The 25,324-nt window shown below is 68.8% G+C and carries 19 protein-coding genes; 9 read left to right on the top strand and 10 right to left on the bottom strand.

The genetic code is table 11. The features are described 5' to 3' along the window. Positions 1 to 9: 9 nt before the first annotated feature. The 3 genes from ML539_RS10085 to ML539_RS10095 form a co-directional block, all read right to left on the bottom strand. Positions 10 to 1,839, bottom strand: coding sequence for a cache domain-containing protein (locus ML539_RS10085; protein WP_243323174.1), 1,830 nt, complete (start codon positions 1,837 to 1,839; stop codon positions 10 to 12). Positions 1,840 to 2,016: 177 nt separating this feature from the next. After that, positions 2,017 to 2,646, bottom strand: coding sequence for a dethiobiotin synthase (gene bioD / locus ML539_RS10090; RefSeq protein WP_347710759.1), 630 nt, complete (start codon positions 2,644 to 2,646; stop codon positions 2,017 to 2,019). After that, positions 2,643 to 3,275, bottom strand: coding sequence for a tetratricopeptide repeat protein (locus ML539_RS10095; RefSeq protein WP_243323184.1), 633 nt, complete (start codon positions 3,273 to 3,275; stop codon positions 2,643 to 2,645). The genes bioD and ML539_RS10095 overlap by 4 nt, the downstream gene beginning before the upstream one ends. Positions 3,276 to 3,455: 180 nt before the next feature. Here ML539_RS10095 and ML539_RS10100 point away from each other — a divergent pair, with 180 nt between their 5' ends. Continuing rightward, entirely contained in the window at positions 3,456 to 6,056 is a 2,601-nt protein-coding gene (locus ML539_RS10100) for a PAS domain S-box protein (protein ID WP_243323195.1), read from the top strand. Between the two features lie 23 nt (positions 6,057 to 6,079). On the opposite strand, the gene ML539_RS10105 is transcribed toward ML539_RS10100, so the two are convergent. Next, positions 6,080 to 7,222: an 8-amino-7-oxononanoate synthase gene (locus ML539_RS10105; RefSeq protein ID WP_243323198.1), complete on the bottom strand. Its 1,143-nt coding sequence runs from the start codon at positions 7,220 to 7,222 to the stop codon at positions 6,080 to 6,082. An 89-nt stretch (positions 7,223 to 7,311) separates the two neighbouring features. Between ML539_RS10105 and ML539_RS10110 the strand changes: the two genes are divergently transcribed. The 6 genes from ML539_RS10110 to ML539_RS10135 all read left to right on the top strand — a co-directional run bounded on the left by ML539_RS10110 (position 7,312) and on the right by ML539_RS10135 (position 12,132). Then, on the top strand, positions 7,312 to 7,992 hold the full coding sequence (locus tag ML539_RS10110; RefSeq protein WP_279341601.1) for a Bax inhibitor-1 family protein: 681 nt from the start codon (positions 7,312 to 7,314) through the stop codon (positions 7,990 to 7,992). A 26-nt stretch (positions 7,993 to 8,018) separates the two neighbouring features. Further along, entirely contained in the window at positions 8,019 to 9,110 is a 1,092-nt protein-coding gene (locus tag ML539_RS10115; RefSeq protein ID WP_243323226.1) for a peptidylprolyl isomerase, read from the top strand. Beyond that, positions 9,107 to 10,090, top strand: coding sequence for a peptidylprolyl isomerase (locus tag ML539_RS10120; RefSeq protein ID WP_243323229.1), 984 nt, complete (start codon positions 9,107 to 9,109; stop codon positions 10,088 to 10,090). The genes ML539_RS10115 and ML539_RS10120 overlap by 4 nt, the downstream gene beginning before the upstream one ends. A gap of 4 nt (positions 10,091 to 10,094) precedes the next feature. Next, positions 10,095 to 10,418, top strand: coding sequence for an RNA-binding S4 domain-containing protein (locus ML539_RS10125; protein ID WP_243294742.1), 324 nt, complete (start codon positions 10,095 to 10,097; stop codon positions 10,416 to 10,418). Between the two features lie 51 nt (positions 10,419 to 10,469). Continuing rightward, a complete protein-coding gene (locus ML539_RS10130; RefSeq protein WP_243323238.1) occupies positions 10,470 to 11,456 on the top strand; it encodes an HD domain-containing protein in 987 nt (328 codons plus the stop codon). A gap of 190 nt (positions 11,457 to 11,646) precedes the next feature. Beyond that, positions 11,647 to 12,132 carry a hypothetical protein gene (locus ML539_RS10135; RefSeq protein ID WP_243323240.1) on the top strand — a complete coding sequence of 162 codons (486 nt, stop codon included), beginning with the start codon at positions 11,647 to 11,649 and terminating at the stop codon, positions 12,130 to 12,132. Between the two features lie 183 nt (positions 12,133 to 12,315). Here ML539_RS10135 and ML539_RS10140 read toward each other — a convergent pair whose 3' ends face one another. Together ML539_RS10140 and ML539_RS10145 are read right to left on the bottom strand one after the other, a co-directional pair. Then, complete coding sequence (locus ML539_RS10140; protein ID WP_243323242.1) at positions 12,316 to 13,680, bottom strand: tetratricopeptide repeat protein; 1,365 nt, start codon at positions 13,678 to 13,680, stop codon at positions 12,316 to 12,318. A gap of 49 nt (positions 13,681 to 13,729) precedes the next feature. Next, a complete protein-coding gene (locus ML539_RS10145) occupies positions 13,730 to 14,602 on the bottom strand; it encodes a uracil-DNA glycosylase (RefSeq protein WP_347710754.1) in 873 nt (290 codons plus the stop codon). A 335-nt stretch (positions 14,603 to 14,937) separates the two neighbouring features. On the opposite strand from ML539_RS10145, the gene ML539_RS10150 reads away from it, so the two are divergent. Both ML539_RS10150 and ML539_RS10155 read left to right on the top strand, forming a co-directional pair. After that, positions 14,938 to 15,453 carry a sigma-70 family RNA polymerase sigma factor gene (locus ML539_RS10150; RefSeq protein WP_243287041.1) on the top strand — a complete coding sequence of 172 codons (516 nt, stop codon included), beginning with the start codon at positions 14,938 to 14,940 and terminating at the stop codon, positions 15,451 to 15,453. Continuing rightward, the gene (locus ML539_RS10155) at positions 15,440 to 15,955 is read left to right on the top strand and encodes a hypothetical protein (RefSeq protein WP_243323245.1); all 516 of its coding nucleotides are present in this window, start codon (positions 15,440 to 15,442) and stop codon (positions 15,953 to 15,955) included. The genes ML539_RS10150 and ML539_RS10155 overlap by 14 nt, the downstream gene beginning before the upstream one ends. Positions 15,956 to 16,066: 111 nt before the next feature. Here the strand turns inward: ML539_RS10155 and ML539_RS10160 are convergent, their stop codons facing one another. From ML539_RS10160 to ML539_RS10175, 4 genes are all read right to left on the bottom strand, one after another. Next, positions 16,067 to 17,977, bottom strand: coding sequence for a helicase-associated domain-containing protein (locus ML539_RS10160; RefSeq protein WP_243323627.1), 1,911 nt, complete (start codon positions 17,975 to 17,977; stop codon positions 16,067 to 16,069). 108 nt (positions 17,978 to 18,085) lie between these two features. Beyond that, positions 18,086 to 21,301: an IPT/TIG domain-containing protein gene (locus ML539_RS10165; protein ID WP_243323247.1), complete on the bottom strand. Its 3,216-nt coding sequence runs from the start codon at positions 21,299 to 21,301 to the stop codon at positions 18,086 to 18,088. Positions 21,302 to 21,437: 136 nt separating this feature from the next. Beyond that, positions 21,438 to 22,022 (bottom strand): hypothetical protein, encoded by a 585-nt coding sequence (locus ML539_RS15525; RefSeq protein ID WP_279341602.1) that lies wholly within the window; start codon positions 22,020 to 22,022, stop codon positions 21,438 to 21,440. Positions 22,023 to 22,033: 11 nt separating this feature from the next. Next, on the bottom strand, positions 22,034 to 25,249 hold the full coding sequence (locus tag ML539_RS10175; RefSeq protein ID WP_243323249.1) for a hypothetical protein: 3,216 nt from the start codon (positions 25,247 to 25,249) through the stop codon (positions 22,034 to 22,036). Between the last annotated feature and the right edge of the window lie 75 nt (positions 25,250 to 25,324).

A 25,324-nucleotide genomic window follows, 5' to 3' on the forward strand; every position in this document is an offset into this window, starting at 1 on the left:
AGGCCAGCCTCAACCTGGCTCCTCCGGGCGCAGGTCCGGATAGAGCCGCCGGGCGCAGTCCGGGCAGATGCCGTGGGTGAAGTCGGCCTCGGTGTGCTCGGAGATGTAGGTCTCCAGCTGGTTCCAGGAGCCCTTGTCGTCGCGGATCTTCTTGCAAGAGGCGCAGATGGGGATGATGCCGTGGAGCGTCTTGATGGTGTCCAGGGCGGTCTGCAGCTCCTGGGTGCGCGTGGCCACCCGCTGCTCGAGGGTGGCCTTCATGTCGCTCAGCTCGCGGAAGGAGACACGGAGCGCGTCAGTCATCTGCCGGAAGCGGTCGTTGAGGTGCTGGGTCTCCCTGATGCGGCTGGGGGGCAGGGTCAGGTCGGTGCCCGGACCCTCCCCGAGGCGCTCGGGAAAGGCGCGGGTGGCTTCTTCGAGGCGGGCGATGGCCGCGGTGAACCCCCGGCTGAGCAGGTGGGCCAGGGCGATGGTCAGGAGGATGAGGAGCAGCAGCGTGCCGAGGCCCCGGATGGTGATCCGGCTCAGGCTCGAGATCACCGGGACCTGGGGGGATTCCACCACCAGCTTCCAGGGGAGCTGCGGGCTCAGGAGGCCCTCCTGGACGATGAAGGACTCGCTCCACCGCTGCATGGTGCTGCGCCCCGGCCGGGCCGGGGGGATGACGTGCCAGACGCCCTCACCGAGTGGGCGGCGCTCGCCGGGCGGCGGCGCGAAGGGTGACATCATGGCCAGGTCCTTCCGGGTGCTGGCGACCACCCGCCCGGACCGGTCGAGCAGGGTCAGCCGGGCGTCGGCGGAGCCGGCGATAATGGCGAGAACCTCATGGATCTGCGTGGCATCCACGATGCCGATGCAGTAGCCGTCATACCGTCCATCCCTGATCACGGGGACCACGAGAGAGATGACCGGCTCCGGCCTGCCGACACGACCCATGACGATGTCAGCCACCCAGGGCCTGAGGGACTGCCGCAGGGTCGGAATGTAGGGCCGATCAGAGAAGTTCCGCCCGAGGGTGGAGTGGCCCAGGTCATCGACCAGGGGGCTGAAGGCGATGACGTCCGCATGGACATCCAGCACGCCGGCCCGCTTGAAGGCCGGCATGGCCGTCCGGATGGCTTCCACGGTTCGCTGCAGATCCTCCCGCCGCTGGTTGGGCAGGGAGGCCAGGCTCGCCAGCGTGGCGATGCTCTGGTGCCGGTCCTCGATCCAGGTCTGGAGCATCTGGCGGCCCACCAGGTCCAGTGCGGCGCTCTGGCGGAGCATGTCCTGCTGGCCCCTGCGGGCCTCCTGGCGGACGATGACCGTCAGGAAGAGAAGGGCCGGGAAGGTCACGAGGGACACGGCCGTGACGAAGACCACGGAACGGAAGGCCGGGCGGACCTCTCCGACCCCGCGGGATCGCGCCCGCCAGGCCAGGTGGAGGATGCAGGCCAACAGGGCGTTGAGAATGCCGTTGATGGCCTGCTTCAGGAAGATCAACCCCGTCGTCTGGGCCGGGACCCGAAGCACGAGGTGGTAGAACACCCAGATCAGGGGGATCCCCAGGGCGCCCCAGAAGAGGAGGTCCGCCAGGAGGAGATCCCACGAGCGACGCCGCACGAGCCAGCCCACGAAGAGGGCCTCGCCCGCAAAGATCACCATGGCCCAGGGATGGTTCCAGAGGATCCAGGTGGCGCTGCCCGCGATGAGGGCCGCCACCACGCCGGGCCCCTCGCCGGCGTGGAGGATTACGAGCATCACGAAGACCGATCCGAAGATGAGGTCCACATTGAAGAAGATCTCGTAGCGCAACAGGTTGACCAGCAGCCCGACGACTCCGAACAGAAGCGGGAGCATCAACCGGCGTCGCAGAGGCGTGGGGGCTGACATCGAATCCTTCCCGGGGGGAATGGGAAAGGCTGAAGGGGTGCTGAACGGCTTTTCAGCCGGGCTCGGAGCATCCGCAAGCGATGGCATCAGAGGGTGCGAGCCGCCTGAAGATAGCGTAGGAATCGGCTCGATGGGCTCTGGATGTTATTTCAGGACATGCACGGGAATGGGAAGGAATCCCTGCAGAACGGTCGCATTCTCGTCTGTTGCTTCCTGGGTCGCGCCATCGGCGCCTGGGTTGAGCAGCACGGCCTCGATCCGCCAGCCGCGGAGCATGAGGGCCTCGGCGCTGAGCAGGGTGTGGTTCAAGGTGCCGAGGCCGCCCAGGGCCACCAGCACGCAGGGGATCTTAAGGTCTGTGGCCCACGCCAGGAAGTGCCGGTTCGGCGCCAGGGGCACCATGAGGCCGCCCACGCCTTCCAGCAGGATGCGGCCATCGGCGGGGCGGCGGCACCATGCGGCGGTGGCCTCGAGGTCGAGGGCGCGTCCTTCCCGCAGGGCCGCGGCCAGGGGAGACAGGGGCGCCCGCAGGAGGACGCAGCTTTCGGCGGTGATGCCGGGGCCGACCACGGCGCTGGCATCAGCCTCGGGGTGATCCGGCCGGTCCACGCCCGTCTGGAAGGGCTTGCGGTAGCTCACGGGACCCGAAGCGGCCCAGGCCCTCGCGATGCGCGAGGACACAAAGGTCTTCCCCACGCCCGTCCCGGTGCCGAGGACCCAAAGCGGGCTGGGGAGGGCGTCCAGGTCGAGCCTGGGAGCGGCCGGAGGCCTCAGCGGGGCGCCGCCCCGGTCTTGAGCTGAGCCAGCAGCTGCCGGGCCTGGACGGCCTGGGGGCTGTTCGGGGCCATGACCAACACCTTGTTGAAGGCCTTGGCCGCTTCATCGGGCTTGTTGAGATCGCCGGCGTACACGATGCCGAGGTTGAAGACGCTGGGCACGTGGGAGGGATTGATCTTGCCGGCCTTCTGGAAGTTGGCGATGGCCTTGTCGAACTGGTTGAGCTGGCGGTACATCACGCCCTGGTCCGTGAGGATGTCGGCGTCATCGGGCTTCAGGGCCAGGGCCTTGGCATAGGCCTCCACCGCCTTCTGCGGCTGGTGGCTGTCGAAGTAGTCATTGCCGAGGCCCACCCAGGCGTCGTGGTTCTTGGGCTCGGCCTTCACAAGGGCTTCCAGCTTGATGATGCGGGCCTGCATCTCCGCGTTGGGGAGGCCCATGCCCGGCGGGATCTGGCCGGGGGCCGGGGCTCCCGCGGCCATGCCGCCGCCCAGGGAGGGCGCCTGCATCACCACGCCCCCTGCAGGGGTGGCGGGGGTGGGGGAGGCAGCATCCTTGGCGCCGCTGCCGCCGACGAGGTAGCCCGCGAGGAATCCCACGGCAAGGCCTCCGACCAAGGCGAACATGGTGTTCCGATTCAAAAGCCACCTCCTGAAGACCTTCCGGTCGCCTGGAATTCTCCCACAGGTTGCATCCAGGGGGCTGGGCCGATGGGCCGCCAGTTGAGCCTCCCGGATCCGGTGGGTTCGTGCCAGGATAATTCCGATCCCAGGTCCAGATCCGAGCCTACATCAATCGAGGTGTCCGTGGCCGACCCCATGCCCAGTCCAGCCGCCCCGGGCCGAGTCCGCGCCGCGCTGGTGCTGGTGGTCGGGGTGATGCTCAGCCTGGTGGGGTATTTCGTGTCCCGGGATGCCTACCACCGCCAGGTGGAGGCGCAGTTCCGCGAGGCGGCCCGGGACCGCGCCGAGAGCGTGGCCCAGGGGCTCCGCCATGGGTTCGAGGACGTCCTCGTGCTGCGGAGCTATTTCGAGTCCAGCGACGACGTGAGCCGGGCCGACTTCGATGCCTTCACGGCGCCCACCCTCGCCATGCACCCCTACATCCAGGCCTTCCAGTGGCTGCCGGAGGTGGGCCCGGAGAACCGTCGCGCCCTGGAGGCCGAGGGCAGGCGCTTCCAGCCGCAGTTCCGCTTCTTCGGGAAGGACGGGAGCGGCCGGAACGTCCCCTTGCGCCAGGACCACCGCTTCTTCGCCATCCAGTTCGTGGCGCCCTACCCGGGGAACGAAGTGACCCTGGGCTATGCGGCAGAGCATCTGGCCACCCGCCAGGAGGCATTGCTCCGCGCGCTACGCACCGGGGATGTCTCCGCCAGCGGCGGGATCCGCCTCATCCAGGAGAAGGGCGAGCAGGCCGGGATCCTGGCCATGGCCGCAGTGAGGGATCGGCGCGGCCGCCCGCTGGGCGTGGTCCAGTGCGTCCTGAGGGCGGGGGACCTGGTCCAGAAGTCCATCGCCATCCTGAAGCCCCGGGGGATGGAGTTGCTCCTGCTGGACGACAGCGCGCCGCCGTCGGAAGGCCTGCTGCATCGGGAACCCTCGCCCCTGCCAGCGTTAGGCCAGGGGAGCCCCTCCCGGCTTCGGTACGCCCTCGGGTTCGACCTCGCCGGACGGCGGTGGCAGGTGGTGGTGACGCCGGCCCCGGGCTACTACGACCTGGCCGCCGGATGGCGGGCCTGGGGCATCCTGGCCGGGGGACTCGTCTTTAGCCTGGTCCTCTCGGGTTATGTCCGCGCCCTGCTGGCGGGCCAGGTGAAGGTCCGGACCCAGGTGGAGGCCCGGACGCGCGAGCTGGCGCAGGAGACGGAGAGCCACCGGCGGGACGCCCAGGCGCTGAGGGAGAGCGAAGCGCGGTTCCGACACCTGGTGGAGGTAATGGGGGAGGGCATGTGGGTGCTGGATCCGGAGGGGAGGACCACCTTCGTCAACCGGCGCATGGCCCAGATCCTGGGCTACGCCCCGGAGGAGATGATCGGCCGGCCCCTGTCCGACTTCATGTTCGAGGAGGATCGCGAAACCTCGGATCGCAACATGGCGCAGCGGAGGAACGGGATCAGCGCCCAGCACGACTTCCGGTTCCGGAGGAAGGATGGCGAGGAGGTCTGGACCATCGTCACCGGCAATCCCGTGATGGACGAGGACAAGCGCGTGGTGAGCGTGCTGGGCATCATCACGGACATCACGGAGCGCCGCCGGGCCGAGCAGGCGCAGCTCCAGAGCCAGAAGCTGGAGAGCCTCGGCGTGCTCGCGGGGGGCATCGCCCACGACTTCAACAACCTGCTCACGGCCATCCTGGGAAACATCAGCCTCGCCCAGATGTGCACGCCGCCCCTGTCCCCCGCGCGGCCCTACCTGGAGAACCTGGAGAAGTCGGTCCACCGCGCCACCGGCCTCACGCGGCAGATGCTGGCCTACTCCGGCAGGGGCCGATTCCTGGTCGAACCCCTGGACCTGAACCAGGCCGTGGAGGAGATGTCCCACCTGCTGGGAGTCTCCATCTCCAAGAAGGTGGCACTTCGGTTCCAGCTCCAGCCGGACCTTCCGGCCCTCATGGCCGAGACCTCCCAGATCCAGCAGGTGGTCATGAACCTCGTCACCAACGCCTCAGAGGCCATCGGCGACGGGGAGGGCATCGTCTCGATCCGCACGGGGACGCAGGCCTACTCGGAGGAGGAGCTGGCCAGGGACTTCCCCGGGCAGGCCATCGCGCCCGGCACTTTCATCACGCTGGAAGTCTCGGACACGGGACAGGGGATGAGTCCGGATGTGCAGGCTCGCATCTTCGAGCCCTTCTTCACCACCAAGTTCACGGGCCGGGGCCTGGGGCTGTCGGCCATGCAGGGCATCGTCCGCGGCCACAAGGGCGGCATCCGCGTCTACAGCGAGGTCGGCAAGGGGACCACGTTCAAGCTGATCTTCCCGGCGGGGCTGGAGATGGAGTCGGGCCCGACCCGAGAGGACGTCACCGCGAACTGGAGCGGGTCCGGGACCATCCTGGTGGTCGATGACGAAGAGAGCGTGCGGAGCGTGGCGGGTGCCCTCCTGCGGTCCATGGGATTCGACGTCGTCGAGGCCAGGGATGGCCAGGAGGGCCTGGACCGGTTCAGGGCCGAAGGCCGCCAGATCAAGGCGGTGCTCCTGGACCTCACCATGCCGCACATGAACGGGGTCGAGACCTTCCGTAGGCTGCGGGCCCTCGACGCCACCTGTCGGGTGGTGCTGATGAGCGGCTACAACGAGCAGGAGGCCGTCCAGGAGTTCCTGGGCAAGGGCCTCGTCGCCTTCGTGCAGAAGCCCTTCCAGCGCGCGGGCCTGATGCAGGCCATGCAGATGGCCCTGGGAGGCTGACCCCCGCCGGGCTTCGCGGGCCGTCAGGTCCCCGAAGCCTCCAAGGCCAGGGCCTCCGCGAGGGCCAGGATCTGCGAGTCCTCCAGGTGGGCGCCGGTGGTGATCCGCAGGCGCGCCGAGCCCTCCGGCACCGTGGGAGGGCGCACGGCCCGCACATCGAAGCCCCGGGCCTGGAGGCGGCCGGCCAGGCGCACCGCTTCCGCATCAGGGCCCACGGGCACCGGGACGATGGCCGAAGGCGCCTGGGCCTGCCCCAGGGCCCGTCGGAGAAGGGTGGCGTGGGCCTGGGCCCGCTCGCGTCGCCAGGGCTCCGCCAGAGCGAGGCGCACGCCTGCCAGGGCCGCGCCGACGACGGGCGGCGGCAGGGCCGTGGAGAAGATGAAACCCCGGGCCGTGTTGACCAGATGCTCGCGCATCAGGCCGTCGCAGCAGATGAAAGCCCCGAAGGACCCCAGGGCCTTGCCGAGGGTGCCCATGACCAGCGGCACGCGGCCGTGGACGCTCTGGTGCTGGGCCAGGCCGGCGCCGTCCGCGCCGAGGAGGCCCGTGGCGTGGGCCTCGTCGACCAGGAGCAGGGCGCCGTGGCGGTCGCACAGAGCCAGCAGGCCCGGCAGGTCCGCCGCGTCGCCATCCATGCTGAATACTGCGTCCGTCGCCACCAGGGCCAGGGCGCCCCCCGGGGCCGAGGCCCGCCAGAGCTCGAGCTGCCGCGCGAGGTCCTCCAGGTCCAAGTGCCTGTAGATGCCCAGGAAGGCGCCTCCGGCCCGGGCCAGGCGGCAGCCGTCCACCAGCGAGGCGTGGTTGAGGGCGTCGGAGAAGACGGCATCGCCGGTGCCGGCCAGGGCGGGGATGAGCGTGGCGTTGGCCTGGAAGCCGGTGTTGAAGAGCAGGCAGGCCTCCGCGCCCTTCCAGGCGGCGAGGGCCGCCTCCAGCTCGTCATGGAGGGGGGTGGTGCCCCGGAGGAGGCGCGCGCCTCCCGCGCCGGCCCCGTGTTCGCGGGCCGCCGACGCGGCGGCCTCGGCCAACCGCGGGTCCCGCCGCAGCCCCAGGTAGTCGTTGGAGCAGAAGTCCACGCCCGCGGGCGGGCGGATGGCCCGGTCGCGGCCCAGGGAACGGCGCCGATCCGCCTGATGCCGGAGGCGTTGCAGCCAGGGTGGGGGGATCACGGAACCTCGGGGTCCTTGGAGGCAGGGTAAGGGTGGGGGGAATGTTAGGATCTGAGGGGGATCCACATGGGTCCCCCTTGGAGCGTGGCATGGATTATCAGCAGTCGTGGCAGGGAGCTTCCACCGGAGCGCAGTCCCGCGTCGATTTTGTCCGAAGCGTCTATTTGTGGCTCATGGGCGGGTTCGCCGTGGCGGCCCTGGGCGCCTTCAGCGCCCCCCTGGTGGGGACCGCGCTGATCTCCGTGGCGGGCCGCTTCTGGTTCTGGGTGCTGTTCGGCATCCAGTTCGGATCGCTGATGTTCGCCTCCCGAGTGAGCCGGCGGAAGCCCCTCAATCGGGTGGCCTACGTCCTGTTCACCTTCATCTCGGGCGTCATCGCGGGCATCGTGGCCCTGGCGCTGGCCCAGGGCGCCGGGTTCATGCCCGTCTTCATGGCCTTCGGCCTCACGGGCGTGGTGTTCCTCACCCTGACGGTCACGGCCTTCGTGTCCAAGAAGGACTTCAGCTTCCTGCGGAACTTCGTCATCGTCGGCATCGCCGTGATGTTCTTCGGCAGCCTGGCGGCGGCCATCTTCCACCTGGAGACCTTCAGCCTGATCATCTCCGGCGTCGCGGTCATCGCCTGCTCGGCCAAGCTGCTCTGGGACACCTCCGCCATGCTCCGCACCAGCGACTTCGGCGATCCCACCGGGTTCGCCCTGGCCCTGTTCGTGAGCCTCTACAACATCCTGATCTCCCTGATGAACCTTCTCGGCGGACGTCGCCGCTAGCGCCTTTCCGGCACCCAAGGAATCCCATGCTCCGTGCTTCCCTGATCTCCATGATCGCCCTCGGTGTCGTCGCACAGGAGCCCGCCAAGGCTCCCGCGCCGGCTCCGGCCCCGGTTCAAGCCCAGGCCCCGGCCCAGGCCGCTGCCCCGAAACCCCAGGTCCCCGCGCCCAAGTCCCAGGCCCCAGCGCCCAAGCCCGAAGAGGTGGTGCTGGCCAAGGTGGGCGGCGAGCCCATCACCGAGGCCGATTTCCAGGCCGCCTTCCGCCTGCTGAACCAGCAGGAGCAGATGCAGATCCTCATGATCCAGGGCGGCAAGGAGGAGTTCGTCAAGCGCATGGCCGAGAGCAAGCTCCTGGCCGTGAAGGCCAAGCGCATGGGGCTGGACCAGACCCCTGCCTTCCATCAGGCCGTGGAGCGCACCAAGGATGACCTGCTCGCCCGCGAGTACCTGGCCAAGGAGAGCGAAGCCCTCCAGAAGAAGCTCGCGGTCTCCGACGATGACGTGAAGGCGTTCTACGAGAAGCACAAGGACCGCTTCAAGCAACCCGAGCTGGCCAGCGTCCGCCACATCCTAGTGTCCGTGAAGCGCGAGGGCGAGGAGAAAGGCCTGAGCGAGGCCGCGGCCAAGGCCAAGATCGCCAAGATCCAGGCCGAGCTGAAGAAGGGCGCCAAGTTCGACGCCCTGGCGAAGAAGTACAGCGACGACCCGGGCAGCAAGGAGAACGGCGGCCTCTACGAGGATGCCGACCCCTCCACCTGGGTGCCCGAGTTCGGCGCCGCCGCCCGCACCCAGCCCATCGGCAAGGTGGGGGCCCCCGTGAAAACCCAGTTCGGCTACCACCTGGTGAAGGTGGAAAGCCGCAAGCCGGCCCGTGAAGTGCCCTTCGAGGAGGCCAAGCAGGTGGCCGAGCAGGGCGCCCAGCGGGAGCGGCAGGCCGCCATCTGGAACGAGCTGATGGACAGCCTCCGCAAGGAGATCCCCTTCGAGCTGACCAAGCCTTCGCCCTCGGAGGCCCCCGCGCCCAAGGCGCCGGCGGCGCCGAAGGCCGAGGATCCCAAGGTCGCCCCCCAGGCCGCTCCCAAGGAAGGCGAAGCGCCCAAGGGAGGTGCCCGTTGAAGGCGCTGAATCCCATCCTCGCCCTGGCACTGCTGGCGCCCGCGGGGCTGTCCGCCGAGGTGCGCGAGGAGATTCTCGTCATCGTCAACAGCCACATCATCACCCGCCGCGATCTGACGCAGGCCGTGGAGCAGCAGAACGCGGCCCTCTACCGCCAGTTCTCCGGCAAGGAGCTGGATGAGAAGCTGCAGACCGCCCGGGAGAAGACCCTGCAGGGGATGATCGACGCCTACCTGCTGGAGGACAAGGGCGACGAGCTGGGCTCGCCCATCACGGACGACTACGTCCGCGCCAGCATCGACGGCATCAAGAAGGAGAACAACTTCGCCACGGACGCCGATCTGGAGCGGGCCCTGAAGACCAGCCTCGGCATCGGCCTCCCCGAGTTCATGAAGCGCCAGAAGCAGCAGGCCACCCAGCAGTACGTCCTGCAGCGGGAGGTGTTCTCGAAGGTGGCCGTGGAGGACAACGAGCTGCGGGCCTACTACGAGGACCACAAGGACGAGTACCGCCTCCCCAGCCGCTTCCGCATCCGGGAGCTGGTGCTGGCCAAGGGCGCCACACCCGAGGAACTGGCGGCGTCCCGCGCGAAGCTGACGGAGATCCAGGCGGCGCTCAAGGCCGGGAAATCCTTCGAGGAGCTGGCCCGCCAGAACTCCGTGAGCCCCAGCAAGGCCACCGGGGGCGACCTGGGCTGGATGAACAAGGGCTTCCTCCGCGCCAGCATCGAGGAGGCTGCGGTGAAGCTCAAACCCGAGCAGGTCTCGGCCCCCATCGAGACGGACAAGGACATCTACCTCATCCAGCTCATCGCCCTGGAGGACGCGCCGGTCAAGGACTTCGCGGAAGTGAAGGCCAAGATCCTGGAGAAGCTCCAGGAGCCCAAGGCCCAGAACGCCATCGAGCAGTACCTCGCCAACCTGCGGATGCGCGCGAACATCCGCTACCTGGTGCCCAAGGAACAGATCCTGAAAGGCTGATGCCGTGCGCCTCGACGCCTTCCTCAAGAAGAGCCTGCTCATCAAGCGGCGCGAGCTGGCCAACCAGCTCTGCGACGAGGGGATGGTGCGCGTGAACAACGTGCCCCGGAAGGCCAGCCACGAGGTCAAGGTCCAGGACGAGCTGGAGTTCCCCCTGTACAACCGCGTGCTGAAGGTCCGGGTGCTATCGCTGCCGGAAGGCAACGTGAAGAAAGCGGACCAGTGGTCGCTCTTCGAGGTGCTGGAGGACAAGCGGCTGCCCCTGGACCTGGGCTACGGCGACGAGGACCCCTTTTCCTCCCCGTCCAAGCCACCGCGCAGTCATTGACAGCCGCTGTCGCATCGGCCGCCCGAGCCTGATGGGACAGAAGGAGAACCGATGTCCGACCAGCCGATCCTCCGGAGCCTGAAAGAAGGCGCGGCCTTCCAGGGCTTCCTCCTGGCCCAGGAGGCCGCCTACAAGGTGAGCGCCAAGGGCAGCGAGTACCTGGAACTCAAGCTTTCGGACGCCTCCGGCGACCTCAAGGCCTTCCTCTGGGACGTGCGGGCCATCGAAGGCGACATGGACGCGGTGCAGCCCGACGCCTTCCTCTGGGTGAAGGGCGCCGTGACCAGCTACAACGGACGCCTCCAGATGAAGCTGGACAAGGTGCGCTTCGCCGCGGACGCGGAGGTGGGCGACTTCTCCCGTTTCTTCCCTGTCAGCGCCCGCCCCGTGCCGGAGATGCTGGCCGAGCTGGACGCCCTCATCGCCTCCGTGGGGGATCCCTGGATCCGCGGCCTGCTGGAGGACCTCTTCGTGGCGGATGCGGACCTGCGGGCGGCCTTCGCCCAGGCCCCGGCGGCCAAGTCCATGCACCACGTCTTCCTGGGCGGCCTGCTGGAGCACACCCTGTCCGTGGCGGGCATGGCTGATCGCGCCTGCGCCCACTACCGGGCCTTGAACCGGGACCTGGTGCAGGCGGGCGTGCTGCTCCACGACGTGGGCAAGACGGCGGAATTGAGCTACCAGCGCAGCTTCGGCTACACGGATGCGGGCAACCTCCTGGGCCACATCGCCCTGGAAACCGACTGGATCAACCGGGCGGTGGGCAAGATCCCCGGATTTCCGGAGGACCTCCGCCTGCAGATCCTGCACATCGTCCTCTCCCACCATGGCCGGCTGGAATTCGGCTCCCCCGTGCTGCCCAAGACCCCGGAGGCCCTGCTGGTCCACTACCTGGACGACCTGGACGGCAAGCTGGAGGTGATGCTCCGGGCCACGCAGGATGAGTCGGACAGCGGGTCCTGGAGCCCCTACCACCGGGCCCTGGACCGCATGGTCTACCGGCGGCGGTGGCCGAAGGCGGGCTCTGTCGAAAAGTGATCAATGTGATGAATTGGCTGGCCACTTCTGGACGTATTTGAACGGATTTGCCGCCCTGTGGGCAGGTCTGGCTCGGCAGAAGGTGAAAGGAAGTCCTGCCTATTCAGATGATGTGCTAAACCTGCCCTGATCGCGGCGCTCTGGCACGCCTCTGGCCCTATCGGAAGATCCCACCCTTCCGAGGTGCGCCATGAAGCTGTCCCGCAAGGCCAAACGCTACGACGAATCCGTGTTGCCCGGCGAATTCCAGGGCTTCGTGCCCTTCCGCCAGGCCGATGCGGAGCTGGACAGCACCCTGGAGGGGTTCCTCCGCCGGGACGACGGCGGCGTGCAGCTGGGCGAAATGGTCCTGGAGTGCCACGCGCCCAAGCGCCTCAGCTTCGCCAAGCTGAAGACGAAGGCCGAGATGCTCTCCGAGAAGGTGGACTACCTGAAGGAGCGTCTGGAGATCGTGGACCATGACCGCCGGGGGATGTACATCCAGCTCCGCAGCCTGCCGCCCTACAAGGACGACACCCAGATCCAGTTCAACGAGATCAGCCTCGGCAAGAACAAGGTGGTGGTGAAGCGCATCGCCTTCTTCCGCAAGGAGGAGGTGAAGCAGCAGGTGCCCCTCAACCTCTCCGAGCTGGAGCTCAAGCGCCTCCTGTTCGATATTCGACAGGCGATTGCATAGATGCGTAAATCTTTTATTTGTTGGCCATAACATCAAAAAGGGCGCCGATGGCGCCCTTTTTGATGTTGCTGCGCCGTTCCGGCGCAGCGCGGACCATGGGAGCGAGGGGCCAACCTGTGTGTGATGCTCTGCTGGACGGGTGCCCGGCTCGGAACGCGGCACTGCCGCGCCCCTCGCCACCCGTCACAGCATCGCCATCCAGCTCCCCGATTCTCCTCGGACCGGGTTCTCGGGCAGGTCGCTCTCCTTGAACAGGAAGTGGCTGCTGTTCCAGCTCCCGCAGCTGTCGCAGCGGTCCACGTAGTCCTGGGTCTTGTGGCCGCAGACGGCGCACTCAAAGCGGAACTTGAGGACGCCCAGGTTCCGCAGCAGCTGACGGTACTCGTTCAGGGCGGCATCCAGGCGTGCGCGCCGGCTGTGGATCTTGGCCATGAAGAAGAACAGGATCGGGCTGTAGACCACCTGGCTGCGCACCTCCTGGAACAGGTCCAGGGCCTCGTCCAGGATCTCCAGGCGGTAGAGCATCTTGCCCAGGAAGAACTTGGCCGTGGTGGCGTGCTTGGAGGTGGCGGCCACCTTGCGCATGACGGCCAGGCCGTCTTCGGGCCGGCCCAGCTGGATGAAGTAGTCCTCGATCTCCTGGAGGAAGGTGCCCTCGCCGGTCTTGCGGAAGCCCTCCAGCCAGATCTCGAGACCCTGGGCCTCCTGGTCCTGGAGGATCATGCAGCGGCCGAGGCTGAGGTAGGCGGGCACGAAGTCCGGCTCGTCCTTGATGACCTGCTGGAAGATCTGGGCGGCATCCTTGAACTGGTCCGCCTCGACCTTGGCCAAGCCGGCCTGGTAGGCCAGGGCCGAGCCCTGGGCCTTCTCGCCCTGGGTGAGCTCCGCGGGGAAGTTCGCCTGCAGCTTCTTGTGGGTCTCCACCGCCTCGTCCCAGCGCTGGGCGTCCATGTGGATGGCCCGCATGCGCCGCAGCGCGCGCAGGGCCTTCTTGGGGTCGTCGGAGGCCAGCTTCTTCAGGACGCCCAGGGCCGCCTCGGGATTCCGCACGGCCATCAGGGCCTCGGCCAGCTGGTAGCGGGCCTCCACCAGATCGTGATCCTCCTCGCAGAGAGCCCGGAAGAGCGTCACCGCCTCTTCGGGGTGGCCCGTCTTCAGGAGCACGTCGCCCATCAGCATGCGGGCCGGCACGTGTTCCTTGCGCTGCTCCAGGATGCCCTCGAGGATCGTCTTCGCCTCACGCGGCAGGCCGTGGGCCACGAGGTCGCGGGCGTCCTGCACGCGCTCCGAGATCCGCTTCACCAGGCGGGTGTCGGCCGATTCGCTCAGACCGCGGATCAGGCGCACCAGCTCCATGATGCCGGTGTAGAGCACGTTCAGCAGGAACCCCAGCAGGAAGGCCAGGAGGATCACGCTCTGGATCTTGATGTCCTCGCCGAAGATGACCACTTCGCGCACCAGCAGGTCGTGGTTCGTGAGGTACAGGTTGCCCAGCACGAAGAGCACGAAGGCCAGGAGCACGAAGAAGAACACGTTCACAAGACGCATGGGCCGACCTCGAAAGCTGGGCCTAGCATGACATGACAGGCTTCAGTCTTCAGTCCTCAGTCTTCAGTCCTTGGTCTTCGACGGCCTTGTCCACCCACTCCTTCGCCGCCTTGAGGTCCTCCCACACGGCGCGGCGCACATCCTGGGTGTACTGGCGCAGCACGTAGGCGGGGTGGAAGGTGGGCATGACGGGGATCTCTCGGTCGCCCACCCGCACGCGCTTCCACTGGCCGCGCACGCGGGTGATGCCCTCGCTGACGCCCACCAGCTCACGCAGGGGCGTGGCGCCCAGGGTGACGATCACGGCGGGCCGGATCAGCTCGATCTGGCGGTGCAGGTAGCCCAGGCAGGCTCTGGCCTCGTCGGGGGCGGGCGTGCGGTTGTCCGGGGGGCGGCACTTCACCACGTTGGCGATGTAGGCGTCCTCGCGCTTCAGCCCGATGGCGCCGATCATCTTGTCCAGCAGCTCGCCGGCCTTGCCCACGAAGGGGCGGCCCTGCAGGTCTTCGTCCCGGCCTGGGCCCTCGCCCACGAACATGAGCCGGGCCTTGGGGTCCCCCTCGCCGAACACGAACTTCAGGCGCCCCGGGCCCAGGGGACAGGCCAGGCAGCCCTGGATGGCCCGCTCCAGGTCCGCCAGGGAGGCTGCGGTGGCCACGGCCTCCGGGGGCGGGCAGCCGATGGGGTCCGTGGGGCGGACATAAGGTGCCGAGGAGGTCGCCGACGGGGCCCCGGGCCGGGGAGAGGCCGCAGCCGGCGGCGGGGTCGGGCGGGAGACAGGGCGAGGCCCCGGGTGGGGGGCCGGGCGCGACACTTGGGTGGCGGGGATCGGCTCCGGGGCGGCCATCGGCTCTCGGACGAGGCCCATCACCCCCAGGTCCTCCAGGGTGTCGCGCCAGGCTTGAAGCGGGTGGTCCGTCACCCTTCCAGCCTAGGAGCCTGTCCAAGTATTCGAAAGCCCCGCGATGGCCCCAGGCGGGAGGCCCAGCAAGGAAGGGCCCGCGGGTCGATGTGGTGGCATCGATCAAGGGCGCTGACGCGGCGGGGCGCCCGCCTGGGGCCATCCCGGAGGGCGCATGACGCCGCGCGTCGCGATGCGGCGTCATGCTCGGATCGCGTAGTGCCCGCTACGCTCACCTCGCCTTCCTGGCCTCGCTCGCGTGGCACCATGCGCGCGGGGCCTTCCAATTACTTGGACAGGCTCCTTGTCCGGAACCTCGCCTCCGGTTCGGGCATCCTAGGGTGTCGGAGCCCCGCATGGAGCAGTCCCCCCAGGAAACCCCGTTCGGCAGCGAGGAGGCCTTTCATGGCGCCTTCGCGGAGCTCTATCCCCGGCTGGTGAGCTATGCCCGCCGCTACGGGGCGGTCTTTCCCGAGGACATCGCCCAGGAGGCCTTCGTCATCCTCATGCAGCGGGAGGAGCGCGTGGAGCATCCCACCGCCTTCCTGTATGGCACCGTCCGCACCCTGTCTCTCACCGAGCGCCGCCCCATGAAGAACCAGAATCTCAGTCTGGAGGCTGTATCCGAGCCCGGCCTGGCCGGCGGCGCGGACGACCTGGTGCTGAACCAGGAAGTCCGGGAGCGGATGCGCCTGCTTTCTCCCACCTTCCGCGAGGCCCTCTGGCTCTTCGTGGTGGAGGGCCTGTCCATCCGGGAGATCGCGGACATCCTCGGCATTCCCGAGGCCACCGTGAAGACCCGCATCCACCGGGCCAAGGCCCAACTCAAAGATCAGCTCAACCCCTCTGGAGGCGTGCATGTCCTGGTCTGATCCCGCCCGGCGTTTCGAACCTGCCGAGGATGTCCAGTTGCGGGCGGAACTCCGCGACCTTCTGGGCCTTGGGCCCGTCGTCGCCAGCGCCCCCGCGGCCCCCACCGCCGAGCTGACCGCCCTGGCCAGCGACCTGCGCCGGGAGGCCCAGCGCCGCCGCCGCACCGAGCGCAAGCGACCCACCTGGGGCCTGCTGGCCGCCGCGGCCCTGCCCCTGCTGGCCGTCCTGACCGGCCTGGGCGCCTGGGGTTTCCAGCAGAAGCAGCGGGCCGACGGGCTCGCGCTCCAGGCCCAGCGCCAGGAGCAGGAGATGGCCCGCATGGCCGCCACCCACGCCGCCGAGGTGGCCCGGGAGCGGCAGGCCAAGGAGGAAGTCCAGCAGCAGCTTCAGTTGGCCTCGAAGCAGGGGGGGCGGAAGACCGAGCCCTACCTGGTCATCCCTGTGGAGAAGCCCCTGAGGTTCCAGGCCGACGACTACCAGCGGGTGAAGGGCAAGCCCTAGCCGGAGCCGCAGTACCGAGTCGATGGGAATGGGGAAAGAGAAGAGCCGGCGTTGCCGGCTCTTCTCTTGGGGGTCCGGGGGTGTTCGCGACGCGAGGGACCCCGGAGACCATTATCCTGCCTGGCTGTGATTCGCCGGGGTCCAGCCGCGCTCGTTGAGGAGCTTCACGCCCTGGATGCGGGTGAGGCGGAAGGCCATCTCCTCCTGGTGGAGGTGGCAGAAGGCCAGCAGGTGGTCCTCCTGGATGGTGCGGGGCGAGACCCGCCGAAGCTGCGTGCGGTGGGCCGCCGGGGGCAGGTAGGTCAGCTCCACCATGAGGGTATGGCCCGCGGCGTATTCGAGGATGCGCTGCACCTCCTCGGCCAGCTGGTCCTCTCCGCCGAGGTGCAGCATGGGGATGCGCCGCTGCACTTCCTGGTAGAGGGCCGGGTCCTCGTCGTGGAGCTTCTGCAGGGCCGAGCGCACCATCTGCTGCACAGGCTCCAGGTGGTGGTTCATGCCCTTCTCGTCCACGAAGGCCAGGGCGGCCAGGGCCCAGAGGTAGAACTTCTCATCCCCGTCTACGCTCAGGGCCAAGAAGCGGCCGGGCTTGGGCATGAAGCCCGCCTGCTTGAGCAGGGCATGGGCGTTGCCGTCGCCGCGCACCTCGAGCACCGTCTCGGACAGCGAGGCCAGCTTGAGCGGGGCCAGCTCGGGGCGCAGCTTCAGCTCGTCCGCCAGATGGGCGGTGCGGGCCCGCACGAGGCGCACGCCCTGGTGCACCTCCACCTCGCCCACGCGGCGGGAGAGATCCTCCAGCAGCTGGAGCAGGGGCTGGGGCAGGGTCTGGGTGGAGGCGCCCAGGCGGCGGCCCAGCTCCTCCAGGGGCACGCCGGCATCCAGGGCGCGCACCAGGGTGGCGTGGGCCACGCGGAAGGTGCCCATGGCGTCCAGGGCCTCGACGTCGGCCAGCTGGGCCAGCTGGAGCAGGCGGTGGGGATTCTGGAGCAGGGGCGTCAGCAGCTCGAGGGTGGGCTGGAGGATCATGGGCTGATCGATCTCCAGCGGCTGCCAGTGGGCGGCGGTGCCCTTGAGGTCGCGCAGCAGGTACTCGTGGGCCAGGGCTTCGCCATGCTCTGTGAGGCGCAGGTGCGCGAAGCCCTCGTCGCCCTGGATGATGCCCATGCGCCCCAGGAAGGGCAGGAACACCGCGCGGGTGCGCTCCTCGTCCAGGGGGTGGAGGGTCTTGAGGAAGGCGAGGAAGGGCTGGACCGCGAGGGCCTGGCCCCGGCGCTCCAGCAGGTGCTGCATGAGGAAGTGGCGGTCCTCCGCCGGGGGCATGCCCCAGGCCTTGAGGTCGTGCTCCAGGAGGCTGGCGAAGGCGCGCTCGGCCACCCAGCGGGGCGGATGGCTCGTCACCGCGGGCAGCAGGGTCTCCACGCGGCCCTCGCGGCTCCACAGCAGGCCCAGGCGGTGCAGCAGGGTGAAGAGCAGCGTGGCGTCCTGCTCTTCGTGCAGCATGGCGTTGCGCTGCATGAGCTGGCCCAGCTCCTTCTTGGCGGGAAGCCCGCCCTTCAGCACGCGCAGGCCCGCCACGCAGCGCAGGAGCACGCTGGTGAGGGCCAGGGAGAACCGGAACGGCTCCGCGGGCCGCAGCTTCACGTCCTCCGGCGCCTGAAAGTTCAGGGCGCCATCATCGAAGTCGTCGAGGGCATCGGCCACGCGCTCGGCCACGGCCCAGTCCTCGCCATCGGGAAGGATCAGCCCGAGGGCGTGGAGGGACTCGACCAGGGGCGGGGCCGGCATGACGCCCTCGCCCGCCAGGTGCTTGAGGGCCACCAGGGACCCGCTGTCCAGGTCCGCGAGGGTGTCCGCCAGGCGCTTGTGATCCTCCAGATGGAACACCATGGTCTTGAGCAGCCGCACGCGGCCCTCGGCCTCATCCTCCCAGCGGAGGGGGATGGGCAGGCGGCGTCGCTCACAGATGGTCCTGAGCTGCTCGTCCGAGCAGTTCGAGAGGAGCTGGTAGTGGGTAAGCGCCATGGACACCTGAATACAGATGATCCTCCAGTGTCCCACGGAACCCTTGCACGCTCACGCGGAAAAAATGTCCGCCACGCTGGATGGTTTTCCCGCGTGAGCGCAGACGCCCTATTCGGGAGCCTTGAGGTGGAGCGTCCGCCCCGCCACGCCATCGCTGAGGACCAGGTCGAAACGCTTCGACCGGGTCGCGAAGCTCTGGCGGCCTCCCGAGAGGATGGCGACGACTTCGCCGGAATCCGCGTTCCGGACCAGGATGGCCGGATGGACCGACACATCCCAGGTGACCTGCATCTTCCCGTTCTGCAGGCGCTGGAATTCGGGCGCCGGCGCCTCGGCGGAGGTGGCGCGGAGGTTGGCGAGGATCCTGCCCTCCTTCACCATCCGCAACCCGGTGATGGCGTCCAGGGTGGCCGCTTCGAGCGGAAGCGCCATGACGAAGTGCCGCTCCCGGCCCTTGGGCCAGCAGCCGAGATCGGTCAGCTCCACGGGCGTGGTGAAGATCGTCTGGTTCTTCCGGTCCACGCATTCCAGCGCGTAGTCCCCCGAGCGGGGCGCGGCAGTGGGAAGCGACCGGGTGCGGAAGGCCGGGAGGAGATCGACCTGCCCGTCCGCGTGGACGATTCCCCGGACGATCAGGCACTCGCGGGCCGTGGACTGGGCCTGGGGAAGCGGGGCATCCTCGTCGGTGCTCCTGATGAGGCCCCCAGGGCCGCTCCTGAAGTCGAGGATCTTCTTGTAGACGTAGTCGCTGACCCAGTTCGGCGAGCAGTAGCCCATGATGTCCTTGTAGGTCGTCGGGGACTTCAGCAGGCCCGCCGTGGTGTCGTAGCCCCAGACGCCGATGGCCCCGCCCGCATAGGGGTAGTCCGGATCGGCGTCGGCGGCGCTGCCGCAGGGGCTGTGGTGGCGGCCCATGTTGTGGCCGGTCTCGTGGGCGAACACCTCGGGGAAGTTGCCCCCGTCCTGGTAGCCGGTCTTGTCCCACCCGATGGCGGTGCGGTACTGGAAGGGGCTGCCGGCGTAGGGCACCCACCCGACGCCGGCCGTGCCGGATCCGTAGGTGACATCCAGGGCGCCGAAGTAGTAGCGGCCGCTGACGGTGGGGTCGATCGCGGCATCGGCCAGGTGCTTGGCCGTGAGCTCGCTGAGCAGCGTATCCCAGCCGGTGCCATCCTCCTTGAGGGTCACCGAGGACGTGAAGGTGGCGCCCACGGCGACGTCCACGCCGGCCACGGGATACATCTTGGCCAGCCGGGCGACCCACGTGGCCTTGTTGGCCTCGGTGATGTTGCCGGTGCCGGTGGAAAGCGCGACCGGGAAGATGGTGGTCCGGAAGATGGGGACGGCGATCCCGCTGAAGCTGCGCACCTGCGTGTTGTTGGATTCGTCGGCTTCGGGGATGGCTCCGGCGGGATCCACCTCGGCGCTGACCAGGTAGACACCGTTGGGTCCCGTGGTGGTGAGGTCCGTCCCGGGAACGACCAGGTTCCAGCTGGAGGTGAGGCTGGATTCATCCAGCGTGGTGGGGACGCTGGTTCGGGCGGGCGCGACGACTTTCGGATAGCCCGGGACGGCCACCGCATTGCTGTCCATGATCGAGATCTTCACGGAGGGGGCCGCGGTGTTGGCCTGGTTGGCCAGCACGAAGACTCGGATGAGGGCATCCTTGCCGGCCACGATGGGGACGGATCCGTTCAGGTCCTGGGTGCTCTGGGTGAGCTGCACGTTCTCCACGTGGAGGTCGAGGGTGGTGCTGGCGGTGTTGACCGCGAAGGGCCGCGTGACTGTCCCGCCCGGGGTGCTGATGATGAGGTTGCCGCTCGCGGCGCCGGCAGGCACCGTGAACGTGATCTGGGCGGGACTGAGGCCGGTGGGCTGGATGGTCTGGCCGCTCAAGGTCAGCGTGGTGCCCGGATAGCCCAGGTAGCTGCCCGTGATGACCACCGGCGTCCCGACCGGGCCTTGGGTCGGGTTCATGCCGGTGACGGTTGGGGCGCCATAGACCACCGAGAAAGGCTGGGCGGAGGCGCCCGTGCCCTGGGCATTGGTCATGAGGATGGGCGCGCTTCCGACGGCGGCATTGGCCGGCAGCACGGCGGCCAGGCTCGTGCCGTCCGTGAGCGTCGGGACCACGCTGGCGCCCCCGATGGATACGCCCGTCACGCCGAAGAAGTTCATGCCCGAGATCTGGACAGTCGCTTCTCCGGGGACGCCGGAGGTGGGCGTGAAGCTGGAGATGATGGGGGCGAGATCCGCGCCCGGCGCCTCGATATCGGCCACGACGTCATCCAGGAGGAAGCTGGTGGCCCGCTGGGAATCCTCCTGGCTCTTGAAGGACAGGCGGAGGATCCGGCCCCTGTAGGGGAGCAGGTCCACGGTATAGGCCTTGTAGTCCGACGCATCCAGGTTCGACTTGGTGAGCAGGGTTCCCAGGAAGCTGCCCGAGGCATCCAGCGCCTCCACGAAGACATAATCCTTGGCCCCGCCCGCACTCGGCTCGGCTGTGACGATCTTCATGTAGAAGGTGGCGGTGGCGCTCAGAGCCGACTGCGGAACATAGAGATCCTGGGTGATCCGATCCGATTGCACGGCCCCGTATCCGCCCAGCCAGGAGAACTGGGTGCCGCCGTGGGGCACCACCTCGGGCTGGCTGCTCGACGCGCCCTGAATCGTGCCGGTGTCCCCCTTCCAGATGACGGGGGAGGCCTGCTCGAAGCCTGTATTCATGAGCACCTGGACCTTGCTGCTCAAGGCGTACGGAGTGGCGGAGGTGGCGGTGCCGCCCGGAGTCGTCACCGTCAGAAAGCCCGCGGTCAGCCCGGAGGGTGCGGTGGCCCAGATGCGGCTATCGCTGCTGACGGTGAAGGCGGCGGCGTCCAGGCCGTTGAACTGGACCCGGGAGGCGCCCACGAAGTGCGCGCCCGTCAGCGTCACCACGGTGCCCGCCTGGAGGCCGGAGGGTGTGAACGAGGTGATGGCGGGGGTCTGGAACGCGTCGACCGTGAAGGCCGGCGAGGTGGCCGAGCCGTTGGCCGTGGTGATCCTGATGGTTCCGGTCGTCGCATCGCCGGGCACCACCGCATCGATCTCGGCGGCGCTCACCACCTGGTAGGAGAACGCCGGGCGGCCGTTGAAGGAAACGGCCGTGGCGCCCAGGAGGTTGGCTCCGGAGAGAGCCACCGTGGTTCCGGGGCTGCCATGGCTGGGATTGACGCCGCTGATGGAGGGTCCCGCGGGCGGCGGGGTGGAGGAGCCGCCCCCGCCTCCGCAGGCCAGGAGGACGGCCAGGGTCAGGAAGCAGGTGCATCGGGCGAGCAGATCCATGGCGGCTCCGGTGCCAAGGCCTCGCGGATTCGGGTTGGCTGGGTCCGGGAGAACCGTGGGGTGATTCGGTTACTGCGTAAGTTGATGCATGAGGCACCTATGATACACGCAGTCAGATCGAGGGCCTCACAGTCATCTACTGGGCAGCGAGGGTCCCCACGGTCACGGTGATGGGGGCCAGGATGGCTCCGGTCCCGTCGATCATCTGGCACTTGGCGCTGTCGGCGCCGAGGGAGACGGCTCCCGGGGGCTGGGAGGCCCGGAGGTCCAGGGCCACCCGCAGCAGGGGAGCGTTCAGGGAGGCGGGGTTGGCGATGCCCTTCTGCGCCGCGGTGACCTGGAGGGTCCCGCCAGAGACTTTGCCCTTGAGAATCTGGGGGGAGGCCCCGAGGCTGAAGGCCGTTCCGTTCTGGACGAAGGTGTTGGCGGGGTCGCCGGCGGCCACATTGGCCCAGGCCACCCGGGTGGCATCGGCACTGAATGTGGCGGTGACGCCGGTGCCCGTGGTGGAGGCGGGCCCCACCAGGTCGAGCACGAGGTGGGTGGCCGAGGAGAGGGCCACGTTCTTCTTGAGCAGGTAGGTGCCGGTGGTCGGATCCGTGTAGGCCAGGCTGCTGGCGGTGGTCGGGGCGGAGGAGCCGCCGCCCCCGCCGCCACAGGCAAGCAGGGCCATCAGCGCCAAGGCAGCGGAACCGGAGAGGAGCTTGGTCGTCGGGATCATGGGCTTCTCCATCACAGACCGCCGAGGAGGATTGCGAGGTCCTTGTCATCCACCGTCCCATCGCCAGTCAGGTCGCAGGTGGGGTTGGTGGTGCCGTAGAACTTGGCGAAGAAGAGCAGGTCCCGCAGATCCGCCACGCCGTCGCCGTTCAGATCGAGAGTCTTCACCGTGACGGATGCGGTCCCGGACGTGGTGCCCGGCCAGATGCTGGTGGCGGTGATGGTGTAGGTCCCGGCAGCGGCTGGGGCCGTGTAGACGCCGCCGGCCGTGATGGTCCCTCCGCTGGCGGACCAGCTGACTCCCTGGCTCGGGGCGTTCGTCACCGTGGCCGAGAAGGTGGCCGTGCCGCCCGCCAGGAGGGACGCCGTGGCGGGGGAGACGGATACGGTCACCGACGCGGGGTTGTAGACCGACACGGTGGCCGAGGCAGAGGCGGAGGGGACTTCGCTGCTCGCGGCGGTGACCGTGTAGACCCCGGGCGCGGCCGGGGCCGTGTAGGTGGCGGCGCTTCCGCTGGCGGTCTGGGCGGGGCTGATGCTGCCGCCCCCGGCGGACACGGTCCAGTTCACCTTGTTGTCGGTGGCGTAGTTGGTCACGGTGGCGGTGAAGGTCGTGCTGGCGGAGGGGTTCACCGTGGCCGTGCTCCTGTCCAGCGACACGCTGACCTGGGCGGCCTGCAGCTCCCACACCCCGCGACCGAAGGTGGCGGCGCGGAGGAAGCTGCCATCCGGAGCGATGTAGAGGTCCTGGGTGGCGACGAGGGGCAGGTTGCTGCCGAACCGGCTCCAGGTGGCGCCCCCATCGCTGGTCATGTAGACGCCGAAATCCGTGCCCACGTAAACCTTGTTGGCCACCAGGGGATCGGCCTTCACCACGTGGACCGGGATGCCGAAGGGGAAGCCGTTGCTGGCGGTCGGGCTGCCGTCGATGGCCGTCCAGCTGCCTCCGCCGTTGGTGCTCTTCCACAGGTGGTTGGCGGTGCTGCTGGGGGCCACCGATCCCACGTACACCGTCGTGGGCGCGGTGCGGTCGAACTCGATGCAGCTGAGGTAGGACGCGCTCCCCGGAAGGGCCCCGCCCTTGGTCCAGGAGCTGCCGCCGCTGGACGTCAGGTAGACCCGCGACTGGTTGGCCGCGATGCCAAGGGTGTTCGGATCGCTGGCGGAGGCCGCCAGGTTGCGGATGAACAATTCCGGGTTGGTAGTATTGGTGGTGGTGGAGGACATGTCCAGCGGCGCCGGAAGGCCGCCGGTGCCTATGGCGACCCAGCTGGCTCCGAAGCTGGTGCTCAGGTAGACCTTCCCGTTGGTGGAGGTGTAGACCGCCGCCGGCCGGGCCGCGTCGCCGGGCGCCAGCTTGGGGGCGAAGGGCGCGAGATCCTTGTTGTTCGCCTCGGTGATGCCCGAGATGGACTCGCTGAAGGATGCGCCACCGTTGGTGCTCCGGTAGATGTCGGTGTAGTAGATGCTGCCGAGCACCTGGGTGCCGTCCGTCGGATGGAAGAGGGTGGCGAATCCGTCGCCGCCGATCTCGTCCTCGAAGGTCCCTTCCGTTCCGGTGAGGGTGCCGCCGGGCGCGGCCGGCTGGCGCAGGCGGGTTCCGTTGTCCTGCATGCCCAGGGAGATCCGCCACTTCGAATCCAAGGGGGTGGCGGCGGCGGTGGAACCCACGTTGTAGACCAGGTGCGAGGCCAGGCCCTTGTTGCGCCGGTTGTCGAGGAAGGATGTGTCAAAGGAGGCGGTGGGGATGGTCACCCGGAAGGGGTCCCGCACCACGGCCAGACCCCCGTCATTGCCGACATAGAGCGTTGCGCCACTGGGCGACCAGGCGGTGGCGTGGAAGTCCGCGTGGGCGTAGACATGGCCGCTGCCGAACCAGTGGGTCAGCTGGACCCAGCTCAGGCCGCCGTCCGTCGAGCGGTAGAGGGCGAGGTTGGCCCCCACGAAGAGCCGCGAGGGGTTGTTGGGATCCACCGCCAGCCCGTGGTTGTACCAGCCCTGGCCGCCGTCACTGCCCATCTGGGGGCCCGAGCCCTGGAAGAGGCCGCCGCTCGCGGTGGGAGCCGCCAGCCAGGTCCAGGTCGCGCCCTTGTCGATGCTCTTGAGGACGCCCCGGGCCACGGTCGTACTGCTGCTGTTGGTGGTGGTGTCTTCCAGGATGGCGTAGGCCGTCGTGCCGTCCCCCGCGGCCCGGATGGTGATGCGGCCGGGCGTGAAGGTGAGGCTGGGCAGGGTGGCCGCGGTCCAGGAGGCGCCGGCATTGGTGGAGTAGTGGATGCTGGCGGTGCTGGTGGAGCCGCTGGTGACCTCCACGGAGCAGAGGAGGTCGGCAGCCGTCACCTTCTGGAGGGACCAGACCTGCCCGGTGACCGGGCCGCCCGTGGCCGCGACGAAGGTGGCTCCCCCGTCGGTGGAGATCCGGAGGCCGGCGTTCGTCGCCCAGAGGATCCGGCTGGCGTCCAGGGGCAGGATGGCGTAGGAGCGGGTGGCGGTGCCGAGGCTGCTCAGGGGGGCGGCGGTCCAGGTGGCGCCCCCGTCCGTGGTCTTGAAGAAGCCGCGGCCTTCGGCATCGAAGAAATCGCCGGCCCCCATGTAGAGGGTATTCGGGTCCACCGGGCTCATGGCCAGGGCGCCCACGGAGACGTTGCCCCCGCTGCTGCTGGTGGGGAGGGCGTCCGTGACTGAGTACCAGGTCCAGTCCGTGGTGGAGGCCGGATCCGCATTGTCGCAGCGGAACACGCCGCCGCCGCTGGTGGCCAGGTAGAGGGTGGGGGCCGTCGGATGGGCCACGATGGCCACGGGGCGCCCGCTGTCGATGTCGGGCGTGGTGCTGGTGAGCTGCGAGAAAGGACCCAGGTTCGTCCAGACGCCCCCGATGCCCGCCGGCCCGGTCGCCAGGGCTGCGGGGGGGGTGCCGGCGGGCGACTGGGCGAGAGGCTGGGCGAGCGGTCCCGCGCCCTGAAGGCGCCGTGGCGCCCAGAGGCGGGTTTGCTGCTCGGCGACCCGGTTCTTGTAGTCCAGGTAGGCCGGGCTGGCCTTTCCTCCGAACCAGAAAAGGTTCCATTCCCGTCGCAGGTCCGCCCGGTCGTGCCCGCCTAGGGCGTGGGGGCTCCGGCGATAGGGCAGGTCCAGGCGACGCTGTCCGGGGTTCCCCTCCTGGGCGGCGAGTCCCGACAAGGAAGCCGATAACAAGAGGAGAGCGAGGAACTTGGTCGCCCGGTGGTTCATGACGTCTCCAGGAAGGACCCCCGGGGCCGCAGTGGAAACGAGATCGGGGGCCTGGGGGATCCCAAACTATACGAC

Origin of the sequence: Geothrix sp. SG200 (assembly GCF_022808935.1) — a bacterium.
Taxonomy (GTDB): Bacteria; Acidobacteriota; Holophagae; order Holophagales; family Holophagaceae; genus Geothrix; species Geothrix alkalitolerans.